This window comes from Paenibacillus pasadenensis DSM 19293 (assembly GCF_000422485.1).
GTDB lineage: Bacteria > Bacillota > Bacilli > Paenibacillales > Paenibacillaceae > Paenibacillus_O > Paenibacillus_O pasadenensis.
Genome location: NZ_KE383858.1, coordinates 60,032 through 76,327, shown reverse-complemented (window position 1 = coordinate 76,327; position 16,296 = coordinate 60,032). Strand labels below are relative to the sequence as shown.

General features: G+C 65.1%; 10 protein-coding genes. All 10 read right to left on the bottom strand.

The features are described 5' to 3' along the window. Nucleotides 1–561: 561 nt before the first annotated feature. Entirely contained in the window at nucleotides 562–1,527 is a 966-nt protein-coding gene (locus H582_RS0123145; RefSeq protein WP_052333585.1) for a carbohydrate ABC transporter permease, read from the bottom strand. 15 nt (nucleotides 1,528–1,542) lie between these two features. After that, on the bottom strand, nucleotides 1,543–2,406 hold the full coding sequence (locus tag H582_RS0123140; protein ID WP_228551822.1) for an ABC transporter permease: 864 nt from the start codon (nucleotides 2,404–2,406) through the stop codon (nucleotides 1,543–1,545). 200 nt (nucleotides 2,407–2,606) lie between these two features. Beyond that, nucleotides 2,607–4,325 carry an ABC transporter substrate-binding protein gene (locus H582_RS0123135; protein ID WP_028600434.1) on the bottom strand — a complete coding sequence of 573 codons (1,719 nt, stop codon included), beginning with the start codon at nucleotides 4,323–4,325 and terminating at the stop codon, nucleotides 2,607–2,609. Nucleotides 4,326–4,444: 119 nt separating this feature from the next. Further along, nucleotides 4,445–6,220, bottom strand: a complete 1,776-nt coding sequence (locus tag H582_RS0123130) for a cache domain-containing sensor histidine kinase (RefSeq protein WP_052333584.1) — start codon at nucleotides 6,218–6,220, stop codon at nucleotides 4,445–4,447. A gap of 182 nt (nucleotides 6,221–6,402) precedes the next feature. After that, nucleotides 6,403–8,100 (bottom strand): cellulase family glycosylhydrolase, encoded by a 1,698-nt coding sequence (locus H582_RS0123125; protein WP_028600432.1) that lies wholly within the window; start codon nucleotides 8,098–8,100, stop codon nucleotides 6,403–6,405. Next, complete coding sequence (locus H582_RS0123120) at nucleotides 8,097–10,640, bottom strand: beta-mannosidase (protein ID WP_028600431.1); 2,544 nt, start codon at nucleotides 10,638–10,640, stop codon at nucleotides 8,097–8,099. Before H582_RS0123120 ends, H582_RS0123125 begins: the two co-directional genes overlap by 4 nt. After that, nucleotides 10,637–11,701: a glycosyl hydrolase gene (locus H582_RS29255; RefSeq protein ID WP_052333583.1), complete on the bottom strand. Its 1,065-nt coding sequence runs from the start codon at nucleotides 11,699–11,701 to the stop codon at nucleotides 10,637–10,639. Before H582_RS29255 ends, H582_RS0123120 begins: the two co-directional genes overlap by 4 nt. Nucleotides 11,702–11,759: 58 nt before the next feature. Then, entirely contained in the window at nucleotides 11,760–12,725 is a 966-nt protein-coding gene (locus tag H582_RS0123110) for a carbohydrate ABC transporter permease (RefSeq protein ID WP_028600430.1), read from the bottom strand. A gap of 81 nt (nucleotides 12,726–12,806) precedes the next feature. Further along, nucleotides 12,807–13,706: a carbohydrate ABC transporter permease gene (locus H582_RS0123105; protein WP_028600429.1), complete on the bottom strand. Its 900-nt coding sequence runs from the start codon at nucleotides 13,704–13,706 to the stop codon at nucleotides 12,807–12,809. Beyond that, nucleotides 13,703–16,285 carry a DUF5696 domain-containing protein gene (locus tag H582_RS0123100; protein WP_052333582.1) on the bottom strand — a complete coding sequence of 861 codons (2,583 nt, stop codon included), beginning with the start codon at nucleotides 16,283–16,285 and terminating at the stop codon, nucleotides 13,703–13,705. Before H582_RS0123100 ends, H582_RS0123105 begins: the two co-directional genes overlap by 4 nt. Between the last annotated feature and the right edge of the window lie 11 nt (nucleotides 16,286–16,296).

The window sequence follows — 16,296 nt, the reverse complement described above, 5'->3', positions numbered from 1 at the left end:
CGATTCAGAGGCTGTAACTCGAAAATGTCGGGTTGCGGGCGTCCGGGAGCTCGGGCCAGTGGCTGTAACCCGAAAATGTCGGGTTGCAGGCGTCCGGCGGACGATCGCTTGGTAGGTCAAGTGAAGCGCGACCATCCGAGCGAAGTTGGACTTGGAGCAAAGGTCGCTTGTGCTGCGGCAGTGGGCGTGCTGGCCCAGCGGAGCGGACGGAATCCTCCTGGAGAAGCGGCAGCGGTTCCCTTGAAGGCCGGATTCCTTCCGTTTCGGAAAGGGAGATCAGAGGAATCTGGGCTTCAGCGGAATCGGAGGGAGGTTCCGTCCGCGCAGCGGCTCTCCCCGGTACGCAGCTTCGTCCGCGCTGCGGCTCTCCCCGGCACGCAGCTCCCTCCGCGCAGCGGCTGTCCTCGGCACGCTGCTCCGTCCGCGCAGCGGCTCTCCCCGGCACGCAGCTTCGTCCGCGAAGCGGCTCCAGCCGTCCGCGAAGCGGCGGACTACGCCAATAACCCCCGCCGCTCGGAAGCCAGGCTTCCGAGCGGCGGGGGCCAGCGGCTTCCCGTCGGCTCAGCCCTTCACGCCGCCGACGGTCATGCCTTTGACGAAGTATTTCTGCAGGAACGGATAAACGATGATCATCGGCAAGCTCGCCACGATCGTCATCGTCGCGCGGATCGACGTCGGCGTGACGAAGTTGGCGCTCGCGTTCGCGCTGTTGGCGAACGCCGAGGCGGACGTCATCGACGAGTTCGAGTTGGAGTTGGCCAGCATCTTCATCAGCTCGTACTGCAGCGTGCTGAGGTTGGCCTTCTCGGAGTTGTACAGGAAGACGTCGAACCACGAGTTCCACTGGAACACGCCGGTGAACAGCGCCACGGTGGCGAGCGCCGGCAGCGCCAGCGGAATGACGATCTGCATGAACGTGCGGAACTCGCCCGCGCCGTCGATGCGCGCCGACTCGATGATGCCCTCCGGCAGCCCTTCGATGAAGGAGCGGATGACGATCATGTTGAACACCCCGATGATGCCCGGCACGATGTACACCCAGAAGCTGCCGATCAGGTCCAGGTCGCGCATGAGCAGGTAGTTCGGGATGAGGCCGCCGTTCAGGTACATCGTCAGGATGAACGTCACCGTCACGAAGCGGCGCAGCAGGAACTCCGGCCGGCTGATCGTATAGGCGACCATCGCGGAGCAGAACACCGTGACGATCGTGCCGATGACCGTCCGCAGGATGGAGACGAGCGTCGCGTGGAAGATCGTCGCTTCCTGGAACACGTACTTGTAGTTGTCGAGGCTGAAGTCGCGCGGCAGCAAGTAGATGCCGCCGCGGATCGAGTCGTTGGCGTTGTTCAGCGACACGGCCAGCGTGTTGAGGAACGGGTAGAGCGTGAAGATGACGAGCAGGGAAAGGAAGATGAAGTTGAACAGGTCAAACAGGCGGTCGCCCGGGGATTGGAACCGTTTGTACACCTTGCGCGGCTTTTCGGGCTTCTTGCCCGCGCCAACCTGCTGCGCTGCCGGTGTTGCCATGATACATCGCTCCTTTTAGAACAGTCTCTGCTCGCCAAGACGCTTCGCCAGCGAGTTGGCTCCGAACAGCAGGATGAAGCTGACGACCGTCTTGAAGATGCCGGCCGCGGTCGCGAGCGAGAAGTTGCCCATCGAGATGCCGTATTTGAGGACGAAGATTTCCAGGTTTTCCGAATAGTCGGCGTTCATGCCGTTGCCCATCAGGTACTGCGGCTCGAAGCCCGTCTCGAGGATGTTTCCGAGGTTCATGATGAGCAGGATGATGATGACCGGCTTGAGGCCCGGCAGCGTGATGTGCTGGATGCGCTGCATCCGGTTCGCGCCGTCGATCTCGGCCGCCTCGTACTGCGACGGATCGATCATCGTCATCGCCGCCAGATAGACGATCGTATTCCAGCCGACGTCCTTCCACACCTCGGAGGCGCCGAGGATGCCCCAGAAGTAATGGCCGACGCCGAGCCACATGATCGGCCGGTCGATGATGCCGAGCCACATCAAGAGCTCGTTGACGATGCCGCCGTCGATCGACAGCGCCGTCGAGATGATGTTCGCCGCCACGACCCAGGAGATGAAGTGCGGCAGGTAGCTGATCGTCTGCACGGCGCGCTTGAAGAACGCGATGCGCACCTCGTTGAGCAGGATCGCCAGAGCGATCGCGGTGACGAAGCCGAGCACCAGCTTGATGACGGCCATCGCCAGCGTATTGCGCAGGACGCGCAGGAACGAGTCGTCGGAGAACAGGAAGCGGAACTGCTCGAGGCCGACCCACTCCTGCTCGAACATGCCCAGGTTCGGGCGGTAATGCTGGAAGGCGATCGTCCAGCCCCACAGCGGCACATATTTGAAGATGAAAATCCAGATGACGAACGGCACCGACATGAGCACCAGCGCCTTCTGCTTGGACAGCGTCCTGAACCAGCGTCCTACCTTTCCCGGCTCCGCGGACGGCGCGGACGGGACGGCGGCGGTTTCTTGGCTGCGCATCGTATCTCTCCTCTCCTATCCAACCGGCATGCCGATCGGCAAAAACCGGACCGGTGCGACTGACCCGGTCCGGTCCGAAACCATTCAGCCTGTTCTCAGTTGCCTTGCGTCTTGGCAATCTTCGCGGCGACTTCCTTGGTCATCGTCTCCTCGTAGGCCTTCACGTCGAGCTTGTTGAATTCCTTGAGGTATTCGTCCCAGATGCCGTCGAACTGCTCCGGCTTCGCCAGCACGAGCTTGGAGAAGTACTTGAGCTTGAGGTCCTTGGACTTCTGCGTGAAGATCTGCGCCGGCGAGCCTTGCTCCAGCGAGATGCTCCAGGCCGGGTACCACGGACGCTCATCCGGCTTGGCGAACAGGTCGGAGAACGTCTTCGCGCCGTATTTCTCGAGAATCAGCTTGTCGCCTTCGGTGAACGAAGCCTGCGCGACCTCCGGCTGGCGGCCGGCGTTGAACGAGTTGCCGTCGGCCAGCGTGGAGCCGCCGCCGTACATCGGCCAGCTGTAGTTGAAGTAGGAGAAGCCGATGCTTTCCTGCGTCTTGTTGTCCTTGAGCATCTCGATCTGCTCCGGCGTGCGGTAGAAGCGGCCTTTGTCGTCCACCTCGTACTCCTCGCCCTTGACGCCCCACTGGATGAGCACCTGGTTCTCTTCCTTGAGCATGTTGTCGAAGAACTCGATGATGCGCACCGGATCCTTGGCCGACGTCGTGATGCCGACGCCGCGGTTGTTGACGAAGGACGGCGGATCGAGGTACTGGTCCTTCTCGACGCCGCTGAACACGATCGGCAGCGGCATGTAGTCGAGGTCGTCGTTGCCCGTCTTCTTGATGTTCTGCAGCGCCTGGTTCACCTGCCAGCCGTAGTCGAAGAAGCCAAGCACGTTGCCGGAGGAGATTTTCGCCAGGTACTGGTCGTAGTTGTTGACGAACGAGGATTCGTCGTAAAGTCCCTTGCTGTTGACCTCGTTCAGCTTCTTCAGCCAGTTTTTCGTGTTGTCGGTGTTCGAATACGTCTTGGCCTCGTGGCTCGTCATGTCGACGATGACGTCGCCGTCGTTCGGATAGCCGGCCAGATGCATCGGCGGGTTGAAGATGCCCATCGTGCGCCAGTCGTAGATGAGCGAGGTGAAGCCGGTCAGCTTGTCGCCGGAGTGGTTCGCCTTATACTTGTCGATCAGGTCGAAGTACTCGTCCAGCGTCTTGATTTTCGGATAGCCGGCTTCCTTCAGCACGCGGCGCTGGATGAAGAACGCGCCCTGCTCGATCGTCGGGTTGGAGATGTATTCGCCTACGACCGGGCTGAACGGCAGGAAGTAGATGTTGCCGTCCTCCGCCTTCATCAGGTTCATGTAAGGGCCATAGACGCGCTGGATGTTCGGAGCATGCTTCTCGATCAGCTCGTTGAGCGGGATGAACGCCTTGGCGTCAAGCACCTTGTCGATGGCCGTATCCGGCGAGAGCACGTCCGGATAGTTGCCGCTCGCGATCATCGTGCCGATCTTCGTATTGACGTCGCCGACCGGATACTGGAGGTTGAAGTTGACGCCGGTCTGCTCCTCGAGCAGCTTGCCGATCTTCGTCTTGTTGGACTCGATGTTCGGCACCTGGGCTCCGGCGTTGAAATACGTGAACGTGACCGGATCCTTCGCCGGCGCCGCCTTCTCGCCTGCGCCCGCGTTCGCCGATGCCTCCGGAGCTGCCGCTCCTCCGTTGCTGCCCGCGTTCCCGGAATTGCCCGAGTTGCCGCTGCAGCCGGCCAGCGCCGTGGCCATCGCTACCGCGAGGACCAGCAAGCCCTTTTTCGTCTTGACCATCTCTTTGCTCCCCTTCCCTATCGTCCGTGAATGTGCAGCTGTTCCTGTAAGCACTTTCATTTTATGACGGAAGCGCTTTACCGACACCCCTGCAAACTTTAGCTCCTACCCTAAAAAGTTTAGGAGTTGCCTCGGATCGCTGCCGGCTCCGCGATTTCCTCGCGCTGCGGAAGGCGGATGCGCACGCTCGTGCCCTGGCGGCGGACGCTGTCCATCTGCAGCTCGAACCGTTCGCCGTAATAAAGGCGCAAGCGCCGATAGACGTTCTGGATGCCGACATGGTCGCCGAAAGGCTCGTCCCGCTGCAGCCCGCCGCGGATCGCCTCCAGCTCCTCCGGCTCCATGCCGGCTCCGTCGTCGACCACCTCGGCGATCAGCGCGCTGCCCTCGACGCGGAACAAGAGGTTGATGCTGCCGCCGCGCTTGCTCTTCTCGATGCCGTGGATGCTGGCGTTCTCGACGAACGGCAGGACGGACATCTTCGGCACGAGCCAGCCGAGCGCCTCGTCGTCGGCCACGACGGAGTAGTCCAGCTTGTCGCCGAAGCGGTATTTCTGGATCTCGAGGAAGCAGTGGATCAGCTCGAGCTCCTCGCGCACGGTCATCCAGTCGCGGTCCCAGGAGAGCGAGCGACGGAAGATCTTGGCCATGTTGTGGATGATCTTGGCCGTCTCCTCCTCTTTTTTGATGAGGCTGCGCATGCGGATCGTCTCCAGCGCGTTGAAGAGGAAATGCGGATTGATCTGGCTCTGCAGCGCATGCAGCTGCGCCTGGTTGCGCTTGATCTCGAGATCCTTGCGCAGGATGTCGGCCAGGTAGACGTCGTCGATCAGGCTTTTGATCTGCAGCGTCATGCGGTTGAACTCGTTCGTCAGCTGGCCGATCTCGTCGCGGTAGTCGGGCTGCTCGACGGGCTCGAACGAATGGTTGCGCACCCGCTTCATCTGGTGCAGGATGCGGGCGAGCCGCGAGCTGAGCGAGCGGGTGAACCAGAGGATGATGAGCGTCGGCACGAGGATGTTCGGCAGCGCGAGGTAGACGACGAAGTTGCGGGATTTGTACACATCCTGCAGCACCCGATGCTCCGGGAACGCGCCCTCGAGGCTCCAGCCGCGCAAATAATCGACGTTGGCGATCGGCTTGCTCACCGAGATCGCGTCGGCCGCGAGCGCCTCGGGCAGGAACGACGCCTGCTCCTGCTGCCGCTCCGCGCCGCCGGACGCCGCCTCGATCCGGCCTTCCGGCCCGACGAGGTACACGTCTCCCTGCAGCGTCGCGTTGCGCATCAGCGCGCTGATGGCGCTGTAGCCGATGTCGATCTTGAGGATCGGATAGCGGCCGTGCTTCTGGCCGAAATAGTCGAGCCGGCGCACGAAGCTGAACACCGTCTCCGGACCGTGGGAAGTCTCGTTGACGCTGCGGATGACGATCGGCGAGCCGTCGCCGCCGCCGAGCGCGAGCGCGCGGTACCACGAGGAGGCCTCCACCTCCTCCGTGATCGGCCGCATCCCGCCGCCCCCGACGATGGTCGGATTGGGGGTATAGATGGCGACGTCGCGGATCGCCTTGTAGATCGGCGAGTAGCGGTACATCGTGGCGTAGATGTCCGCGTAGTAGGCATCCACATATTCCGAGGAGCTCGTGTAGGAGCGCTCGATCGCCTCGTTGAATTTGGCGTCGGTGTAGAAGATCGAAGAAATGCCGGCCGCGACGTCCATCTGGTCGAGGAAGTCGCGCCGGATCTGGTCCATCGCCGCCGAGATGTCGCTCAGCTTCTGCTGCCGGACGTTATGGGTCGTCACCTGATAAAAGACGATGTTCGTCAGCACGATCGGGATGAGCACGCAGACGATATAGACGATGAGCATCTTTTTGCGAAGGCGGACGTGGTTCAAGCTGAATCGCATCTCCGTATCCCCGTCTCTGTTTCGATTAAGGACCTTGCGCTGCCGCCGCTGGCGGCTCCAAGCAAAAAAAGCCCTTTCAAGTAGACTTTAGTCGGCTTTCGCCGCCCTGTCTACCGAAAGGGACGATGCGGGAAGGCGCTTTCTTTGAGAGCGGCCGTTCCCCGGCGGGCTCAGCCCGCCTTTCCTTCGATCTTGGAGCCTGCGCGCACGATGCTGTAGCTCAGCACGGCGCCGCTCCCGAAATGCAGGCGAAGCCGGACCTTGCGCCCCTCCTGCAGCGATTCCAGCAGCGGCTTCTTGAGCATGATGTCGCCCGTCGGATAGGAGGGCGCGAACGCCAGGCCGTACTCCTTGAACGGAGTCCACTCGCCCGGCCCCGGCACGCCTCCGTCCTCATACTCGGCCTCCAGCGTCGACAGCCGCTCGCCGCCAAACGCGACCGGAATCGCCAGCCCCTCGATCGAGCCGGTCGAATCCTGGGCCACGGGCTGCGAGACGACGGCGACAAACACGTCCCAGTCCGCTCCGCCGCTGAACGACAGCGTCAGCCGGGCGACATCGCCGGCCTGGCCGCCGACGAGCGACGAGAGCAGCGCCGCCGACAGCTTCAGCTGGCCGTCCTCCGCCGTGTAGTCAGCGCCTTCCTTCAGCGTCCTCTCTCCCGCGGCGACCGCCTGCAGCCGGTTGCCGTTCAGATCGAGCTGCAGCACGGCTTCCGCCGCCGGCTCGCCGGCCTGCATGTACACGGTGTCGGGCGACGTCGTGGAGGAGCGGCCGGTCCAGCCGGCGACCATCGTCTCCCGCAGCCGGGCGTCCGACCAGCTGCGCGTCAGGCGGTTGAAATGCTGGCCGTTGTCCCACAGCATCGTCGCGAAGCCTTTCTCGCGGGCGTAGTACGCCAGATGCTCGAAATACTTGAGCTTCTCCCCCTGCTGCACCGTGTCCAGCGACTTGTCGAACCCGAGCAGGCCGAACTCGCCGAGCACGACGGGGATGCCGGCGGGAGAGAAGGTCGCCGCCACGCGGTCGAACGTCTCCTCCAGGTCGCGCCTCGCCCGTTCGTCGAACGTCGTCGCTCCGCCGAGATTGACGCTGAACGGATAGTAGCCGTAATAGTGGATCGTCGCGATCAGCCGCTCGTCCTCCATCTTGCGCATCGTCCGCAGCAGCTCGTCCAGCCTCGCCTGCGACGCGCTGGCCGTCATCGACGAGAGGACGAGCGGCCGCCGCGAGTTGCCTCCTCCCGAGCCGCGCACGATTTCATAGAAGGCCACGTTCAGCTCGTCGAGCATCGCGAAGTACGCGGGATCGTCCTTGTTCCAGTCGTCCGAGAAGCGCGGCTCGTTGACGCTCTCGAACATCAGCTGCTCGGGATAGCCGCGGAACCGCTCCGCGATCTGCCGCCAGAGCGCCTCGTAGCGGGCCTTCACCTCGTCATGGCGGCTGCCCATGTCCTTGATCCACTCGCCGGAATCATGATGCAGGTTGAGCATGACGAGCAGGTCCGCCTCGAGCGCCCAATCGACGACTTCCTGGATGCGGTCCAGAAAAGCGGGATCGATCCGGTATTCCGGCCCCGGCCCGGTCCGGTGGAACCAGGTGACCGGCAGCCGCAGGCTCCGGTAGCCCTGGCCGGCCACCGCCTCGACGAGATCCTTCGTCGTCCGCGGATTGCCCCATGAAGTCTCGTCTCCGATCGCATCGAACGTATTGCCCAAATTCCACCCGGGCTGCATGCGCTTCACATAATCGTCCATCGCCATCTCCTTTTCGGGCTTGACCAGCATCGCCGCCAGGACGGCGCAGACGGCCGCTGCGGCCGCCAGTCCCAGCATCGCGGCAGCCCATCGCTTGTGGTATGCCTTCATGAGCCGCCTTCGATCCGGTCCGCCCCGGTGTCCTGCATGGACATCCAGGAGATGCGGCCGGGCCGGGCCGGCTGCCCCGAGGCGCCGTGGAACGACACCGTCCTCGGCAGGCCCGGCAGCACGTCGAAGAAATTGTCCGAGAACCGTCCGGCCTGCTCCGCCGTCAGCCGCACCTGCCGCGCCAGCGTATCGGACGAAACGGTCCAGCTTCCGTCCTCCGCCTCGGTGACAGAGATGCGCGGCCGCTCCAGCCGCTGCTGCTTGAGCGGGACGAAATAATGCCACGCCTCCGCAAGCGGCGCCCCTCCGTCCTCTTCGAGGGCGGCGACGAGCACGGCGGAGTCCGCCGGCAGCCCGCCGAGCCAATCCTCGTCCCGAAAAGCCAGCAGGACGGAGGAGCCGGCCTCGTCCAGCCGCACCTCCATGGCCTCGCGGCGCCGCTCCGTGCCGTCGAACTCCAGCAGCCGCAGCGTCAGCCTCCCGCGGACGCCGCCGGGACGGTCGGTCACCGCATGCAGGGAACGCAAGCCTCCGCTGTCGCCGAACGAGAGGAGCGTCTCCCGGAAGCTGCGCTTCGCCTGATACTGGAGCGCTTTCCAATGGCCGAAATAATCGATGCCCGACCAGGAGGCCGCCGGCCAGCAGTCGTTCATCTGCCAGTACAGGCTGCCCATGCAATAAGGCTTGGCGCGCCGGTGGGCCTCCATCGCCTCCTTCATCGCCTCGGCCTGCAGCACCTGGCTCCGATACACGAACGACGGAAAGTCCTTGGGCTCGCTCATGTAAAGGTTCATGAAATGCCGGATCCGCTGGTTGCCGCCGCCATGCTTCTGATGCGCGAGCATCGGCCTCGACTCCAGCTCCAGCTCGCTCTCCTCCGCATAGGTTCGGATCGTCGACAGCTGCGGGAACGACTGGAAGCCGTATTCGCTCATGAACCGTCCGACGTTGCCGCGGAACGCCTCGAACGGCTCCATGCCGTGCCACACGCCCCAGTAATGGACGTCGCCCTCGCCGGCATCGGCATGCCCGTGCTGGCCGGCGTCGCCGGACAGTCGGGCGAGCGGGGAGGACGGCCAGTACGGCACTCCCGGAGAGAACGCCTCGACCGCCCGGGGCAGCAGGACATGGAACAGCTTCTCGTAGCCGCTCCAGATCGCGCTCCGCTGCTCCGCCGAGAAGCGGCCCTTCCACCCCCAGCCTCCCTGCTCGTCGTACTGCGACCAGGCGGAGTCGATCTCATTGTTGCCGCACCACAGCACAAGGCTGGGATGGCGCCTCAGCCGCTTGAGGTTGTCCTCCGCCTCCGCCGCCACGCTCGCGAGGAAGGCGTCGTCGGACGGATACATGCTGCAGGCGAACATGAAGTCCTGCCACACCATCAGGCCATGCTCGTCGCACAGGTTGTAAAACGCCGAGTCCTCGTACAGCCCGCCTCCCCATACCCGCAGCATGTTCATGCCGCATTCCGCGGCCGCCTCGACCTCTGCCCGGTACTTCTCCACCGGCACCTCGGACGGGAAGCTGTCATGCGGGATGTGGTTGGCCCCCTTGGCGAACACCGGCACGCCGTTCAGCTCCAGCACGAAGCGGCTTCCGCGCTCGTCCCGCTCCGTATTCAGACGGACCGTGCGCAGTCCCGTCACGACCGTCGCCTCGTCGATCGGCTCCCCGTCGCCCGGCCGGAGCAGCTCCGCCTTGAAGGCATGGCGCTCGGGCTTCCCGAGGCCGCGGCACCACCAGAGCCGCGGCTGCTCGAGCTCCAGCTCCACCGACAGGACGTCGGTCCCCGGCCGCAGCTCCACCTGCCGCTCCCAGCGGCGCCCGCCCTCGCTGATGCGCAGGACGGCGGCGCAGGCGGCCAGCGTGCGCACCTCGACCTGCGCCGTCAGCCGGGCCGTCTGCGCCGTGATCTCGTCCTGGCGGATGAAGAAGTCGGCGATGCGGCTGCCTCTCCAGCCGGCCAGCCGGGCCTCTCGCCAGATTCCGCTCGTGACGAAGCGCGGTCCCCAGTCCCAGCCGTAGTGGTACGGCGCCTTGCGGGCGAACACGCTGATCTTGTCGTCGCCGAGGCCGCCGAGCTCCGACTGGTCGTTGGCCGCGGGCAGGGCGATGCCGAGCGCCCGGAGCTTCGGCAGGTCCTCGCGGACCGGCGAGCGGAAGACGACGCGGAGCACATTGTCCTTTTCCGCCGCGATGCCCTTGACGTCGGCGCTCCAGCGGCGGAACATGTTGTCCGCCGAGAGCACCGGCCTGCCGTTGAGGCTCACGTCCGCATACGTGTCCAGCCCGTCGAACTCCAGCTCGAGGCTCGGCAGCAGCAGCATCTCCGCCGGAACGTCGAACCTCGTCTCGTAGTCCCAGTCCAGCTTGTCGATCCATTGCAGCTCGCGCTCGTTGTCGGAGCCGAACGGATCGGCGATGACGCGGTTGCGCAGCAGGTCGGCATGCACGCAGCCGGGAACGACGGCCGGCATCCATTCGTCGCTGCCGCTCGACTTGAACATCCATTGGCGAAAACGAAGGACAGATGCCGTCATGCCCGCCCTCCCTCGGCCGCGCGGAGCTCGCCGGCGAGCGGATAGGAGGCCAGGTCGGGCAGCTGGTCGCGGGAGAGGGCGAGCGGATGGGCGTAAAAGGCCCGCAGGCGCTCCGCCTCGGTATGCTTGCCGGAGTAGGCGATGCGGCCGTCCTCGCCGCCCCGCTCATAGACGTACTCCCCGTACCAGGTGCAGATCCACGCCCAGAGCGCGCCTTCGGCGGCCATCGCGTCGAGGTCCGGCAGCGCGCCGTTTTCCGTCATCGCGACGATTTTGTCCTCCGCGGAGAACGATCGGGCGAGCCGGTACCGGCCCGCCTGCGACTCGTGGCTGCGCGCCGGCGGATAGATGTCCTCGCCGATGATGTCCACCGTCTCGTCGCCCGGGTACCAGTCCGCATGCTGTCCGTTCCACACCCAGATCAGGTTGTGGAGGCCATGCAGGCCGGTCAGCCGCCGGAACATCAGGTTCCACAGGGCGATGCACGCCTCGGGGCCGGACGCCCCCCACCAGAACCAGCCGCCGGACGCCTCGTGCAGCGGCCGCCACAGCACCGGCACGCCGGCCTCCTGCAGCCTCGCCAGCTGGACCGCGATCTCGTCGATGTCGCGCAGGAGCAGCCGGTAGCCGTCGGAGTCCTCGTCGGCCAGCGCCCGCGCCAGATCGAACGTCGTCGCCTTCGTATAGAAGCCGCTGCTCCAGCTCTTGTCCGGCGGCTCGTCGATCAGATCCTGCGGCGCGTTCCAATGCCAGCAGAACGTGACGATGCCTCCGCTCCGCCACCAGTCGATGGCGAGCTCCGTGTCCTTGCCGGACGATCCCCGTTCCGTGCGGGACGGAGAGTAGTCCATGAAGTCGAACCCGCCGATCGCGGGATAATGCCCCGTCGTCTCGCGGATGAGGTCCAGCTCCGGCGTCGAGGCGACGCCGATCTGCTGGCCGGTCAAGCATCTGCGGCCGTACTGGTCCCTCAGGAAGGCCATGAGCCGCCTGGCGCCGTCTCCGGCGTCGCGATCGGCCATGCCCTGCCCGCCGAACCGGGAGTCGCGTAGCTGTTCCATCGTTCCTTCCTCCTTGCCAAGTCTGGATTCGGCTGCCGCCGGCAAGCGCCGGGGCGGGTCAGCCGATGATGCCGCTGCGCTCGACGCTCTCGACGAAATAGCGCTGCACGGCGAGATAAAGCAGCACGAGCGGAAGGATCGCGAGCAGGATGCCGGTGTCGATGATCATCGCCACATGGTTCGGATCGGCCTTGACCGCTCCCCCGCCGGCGGACGTGCCCAGCATGCCCGGGATCAGCATGTTCGCCTGCGCGGCGAGCGTGCTGATCTTGGTCGGCATCAGCTTCAGCTCGTTCATGAACAGCGAGGTGAAGAACGTGTCGTTGTACTGCCAGACGAAGCTGAACAGCACGACAGTAATGAGCGGCGGAACCGCGTTCGGCATCATGATGCTGGCGAACGTGCGCAGCCCGCCCGCGCCGTCGATGAGGGCTGCCTCCTCGATCTCCTTGGGCATGCCCTTGAAGAACTGGCGGAAGATGTAGATGAACAGCCCCGCCTTGAGCCCGATCGCCGTCGCCGAAGCGATCAGCGAGGGCCAGTACGTGTTGAGCAGGTTGAAGCCCGGCTTGCCCGTCAGCAGCTGGACGAGGCCGAGCGGGTCGAAGCTGCGGAAGTTCAGGTACATCGGCACCATCAGCGTGCCGGTCGGCACGAGGATCGTCAGGATGACCAGTCCGAACAGGACGCTGCTGCCCGGGAACGGGAAGCGGGCGAAGCCGTATCCGGCGAGGGCGCAGGAGGCCGCCGTCAGCGCCGTCGTCGCCGCGGCGAACAGCAGCGTATTCCCGAGCAACGGCGCGTAGTCGAGGATCCGGGCCGCCATGCGGATGTTGTCGAGCGTGAAGTGCACGGGAATCATGTAGATCGTCGGGTTGTAGATGTCCGCCTTGTCCTTGAAGGCGATCGACACCTTCATGAGCAGCGGGTAGAGGATGATGAACGAGATTCCCGCAAGCAGCAGGTAGCGGAACAGGACGTACAGCATGTCGGCCGACTTCTTCCCCGCCTTCTGCAGCCGCATGTTTGGGCTCCGGGACGGTGCGGCCGCGGCGGGAGCGGCCTCGGGCATTGCTTGCATCGGTTTCCTCCTCCTTCTATTCGGTCAGTCGTAGTGGACCTTGCGGGACAGCGTCCAGCCGATGACGGCCAGGATGATGCCGACGATGACGGTGTAGATCCACGACATGGCCGCGCTCAGGCCGAAGTTCTGCGTCGTGAACGCCGTCTTGAAGATCGTGTCCGTGACGGCGCTGCCGCTGAAGGAATCGATGATCGTATAGATGACGTTCGTCAGGATGAGCGGGCTCACGAGCGGAAAGGTGATCTTCCAGAACGATTCGTACGCGGTCGCGCCTTCCATCTTGGCGACCTCGTACATCGCCGACGGCACCGACTGGAGCGCGGCGAGGAAGATCAGGATCTGCACGCCGGAGCTCGTGATGATGTCGTAGATGCGCAGGATGGCGCTGACGATATAGTCGGCGAAGGCGTCGGGCAGCCCCGCGTCGCCGAGCAGCATGACCATCGACATCGCGTTGTAGGACGAGCTGGACCCGGCCATCTCGTTCACGGCCGTCGCATCGCCGACGAGGTTGATCAGGCCGGACGCCTCCGCCGCGGAGATCGCGCTCGAGGCGAGGATGACGGGCAGGAAGAACACCGCCCTCGCCAGCGCCCGGCCCCGGAACCTCTGGTTCAGCAGCGTCGCGGAGAACAGGCTGAAGAACAGGATCATCGGCACGTTCAGCGCCATCTCGGCGACCGATTGCGTGAGGATCCGGTTGAACGAGGCGTCGACGAACAGCGCATTCCGGAAATTGTCCAGGCCGACCGACTGCAGCGCGTAGCCGCCCGGCTCGACCGTCAGCTTGCTGAGGCTGAAGCGGATCGACTGCAGCAGGGGAGCCGCGAACAGGAACGCGAAGCCGAGCAGCCAGGGCGCGATGAACGCGAGCCCGAGCAAGGAGCGCTTGCGGGCCAGCGACAGCGGTGCCATTCTCATGAGGCCTTCCCTCCGATCCAGTAGCTTTCGGGCGCGAGCGTCCGCCCGTTCACGGTCTGCGGCTGATCCGAATAGTTGATCAGGAACGTCGTGCCCTTGGCGTAACGCACCTCCACGACCCCGCCGGGATGGCGGACATGCTCGGCGATGACGTCGTTCTGCACCGGCGCGAGCGCCTTGTCGGCTTCGAGATAGAGCGCGGCGGCTTCCTTCAGCCAGAGGCCGCTCTCCGAGGAGAAGCGGGCGTCGAACGAGGTGAACTTCAGCTTGGACGACGGCTCATGCGACAAATAGAAGCGCGGAGCCGCTCCCAGCTCCAGCGAGCGCAGCAGCTGCTTGCGCATATCCTGCTCGTCGGCCAGGTTCCACGCCTGCCCGGCGTAAGGAATGGAGCCGTGGACGACCATCTGGTAGAACGGCACCTCCTCGTCGGTGAGGACGAAGCCGCTGGAGCCCGTCGGCACGTCGACGAGATGGTCGGCGTCCTTCCAGGCGTACGCGTTGCCGCCGACGAGCAGCGTCCGGCCGACGCTGCCGGAGATCTTGCCGAGCTCCCGCTCCACGATCGTCTTGGCCGCCTCCCGCTGCACGACCCGCCCCTCCCGGTAATCCGAGGCGAGCACGTCGCCCAGATCGCGCAAGGCGACTCCGGAGGCGGCGTCCTGCCGCTTGAAGCCGGCGAGGAAGGCGTCCACGTAGGAAGGAAGCTTCGTCGGCGACAGCAGGTAGAAGGAGCCGAGCGTCATGTCCATCCGGCTCAGCGCACGGTTGTACGGATACAGCTCCGCCTGCTCGCGGGTGACGAAGCGCGCCGCGTCCGCGGAAGGCTTGAAGCCCCCGTCGTCCCGGTAGATCCGCTGGAAGGCCGTGTCCGGGAACAGCAGGCCGCCCTGGCTCTCCAGCTGCTGGCGCAGCGCCTTGAGGCCGCGCTCTCCCCCGAGGCCGCCCGCGGCCCGGAGCGAGTCCGGGGAGCCGTGCTCGGCGCCGCCGCTGGACCAGCCCTCGTAGCGCATCAGGACGCGGCTCGCGCCGAGCTGCTTCAGCTGCTCGGCGATGCTTCCCGCCTGCTCGAACGTCGTCATCGTCACGAGCGAGCGGTACGGCACGCCGAGGAACGACTTCCGCTTGTCGACCGCGCCGAGAATGTCCAGGTAGAAGGGAAGGCTCCCCTGCTCCTGCAGCGGCTGCAGGACGCCGGACGCCTGCAGCTGCGAGCGGTACTCGGCCGCCATCCCGGAATAGCTGGCGGCGTCATGGTCGAGGAAGCTGTAGCGGACCGTGAGGTCTCCCCGATGAAGCCGGTCGTTCAGCAGCTGGATCTCCTGGACCTTGTTGCCGGTGTACAGCTCCAGCACGTCCTCGCCGCGGACGTGGAAGCGGCTGTGGACGAAGTTGTAGCTGTTCTTCTTGCCGCTGATGTCGGCCGCGACGCTCGCGAGCGCGTCGCCCTGCTCGATCGTCGCGAGCCACGCCGCGTTACCCGCCTTCAGGCCGAACACAGGCATGCGCGCGCTCTGGCTCACCTGGCCGCGCCGCCAGCTGTTGTCGTTCGGGTCCATGCCGTAGATGCGCTGCACGTACTGCTCTTCCTTCACCTTGCCGTTGTTCAGATGGATGAGGCTGCCCGAGCCGTCGGGCACGAGCATGTAGCCCTGCTCCCCGCTGCCGGCCGCGCCGAAAAAAGGAAGCACGTCGAGGCTGCGGATCTGATAGCCGGCGCCCTCCTCCACCCGGCCCATCGGCACGGTCGCCCGCAGCGAGCCGCCGTCCAGGCGGTATTCCAGCGGCACGGTGAAGTTCGGCTTGGTCGAGGCGGCTCCGCCCTCGATGCCGGCGGCAGCGTTGTCGGCCGCGAGATCGTCCGGCGTGTAGCCGGCCTTCTCGAACGCCTCGGTCATCTTGCTCAGCACGAGCGGCTTGGAAACCTGGGCGTCGAGGCGCTCCAGCAGCTCGGGATCGGCCTCGGTCGGATAATAGCGCTTCTCGACGTACTTGGCGGAGGAGCTGTCGAGCTTGGAGAGCACCTTCTCCTCCAGCCGGGCCTTGGTGATGAGCCGAGGCAGCGCGTCGACGCCGAGCGACGTGTCGCCGATCGTATAGACGACCCGCAGGCCGCCCGGAATCGCTTCCGCCTTGAACTGCTTGGAGGAGATGCTCTGGGCGAAGTTCGTATAGGTTTCCAGCGTGCCGACGGAATCGCGGAACGAGACGGACAGCTGCGAGGAGAGCAGCTCCTTCTCGAAGCCCGAAGCCTTGGCGTCGGACTCGCGCTCGGGCGGATTGCTGTACCAGACGTCTCCTTGCCGCTTGTCCTTGACGGCGATCTCGGTCGTCTCCATGTCGTAGTACAAGGAGAGCCGGTCGGATTCGGCCGCCAGGATCATGCCGGGCACGCCGTCCGTGGCGTCGGGCAGAGCCTTCAGCTCCGCTCCCGCCTCCAGCGGCGCGGCGACGTCCGCGTAGGCCGAGGCCGGCACCGCCTTCGCCCCCCGGTCGCCGAGCAGCAGGACGGCGCAGGCGGCCGCGACGCAGACGGCGCCTCCGATCCAGGCCGCCGTTGTTCTCTTCGGTTTTTTCACAGCTGCGCCCC

Excerpts from the sequence above, each read along its gene's own strand:
- H582_RS29255 (WP_052333583.1), bottom strand. The coding sequence starts at position 11,701 with ATGGAACAGCTACGCGACTCCCGGTTCGGCGGGCAGGGCATGGCCGAT.
- H582_RS0123110 (WP_028600430.1), bottom strand. The coding sequence starts at position 12,725 with ATGCGGCTGCAGAAGGCGGGGAAGAAGTCGGCCGACATGCTGTACGTC.
- H582_RS0123135 (WP_028600434.1), bottom strand. The coding sequence starts at position 4,325 with ATGGTCAAGACGAAAAAGGGCTTGCTGGTCCTCGCGGTAGCGATGGCC.
- H582_RS0123125 (WP_028600432.1), bottom strand. The coding sequence starts at position 8,100 with ATGAAGGCATACCACAAGCGATGGGCTGCCGCGATGCTGGGACTGGCG.
- H582_RS0123120 (WP_028600431.1), bottom strand. The coding sequence starts at position 10,640 with ATGACGGCATCTGTCCTTCGTTTTCGCCAATGGATGTTCAAGTCGAGC.
- H582_RS0123140 (WP_228551822.1), bottom strand. The coding sequence starts at position 2,406 with ATGTCGGTGCCGTTCGTCATCTGGATTTTCATCTTCAAATATGTGCCG.
- H582_RS0123145 (WP_052333585.1), bottom strand. The coding sequence starts at position 1,527 with ATGGCAACACCGGCAGCGCAGCAGGTTGGCGCGGGCAAGAAGCCCGAA.
- H582_RS0123105 (WP_028600429.1), bottom strand. The coding sequence starts at position 13,706 with ATGAGAATGGCACCGCTGTCGCTGGCCCGCAAGCGCTCCTTGCTCGGG.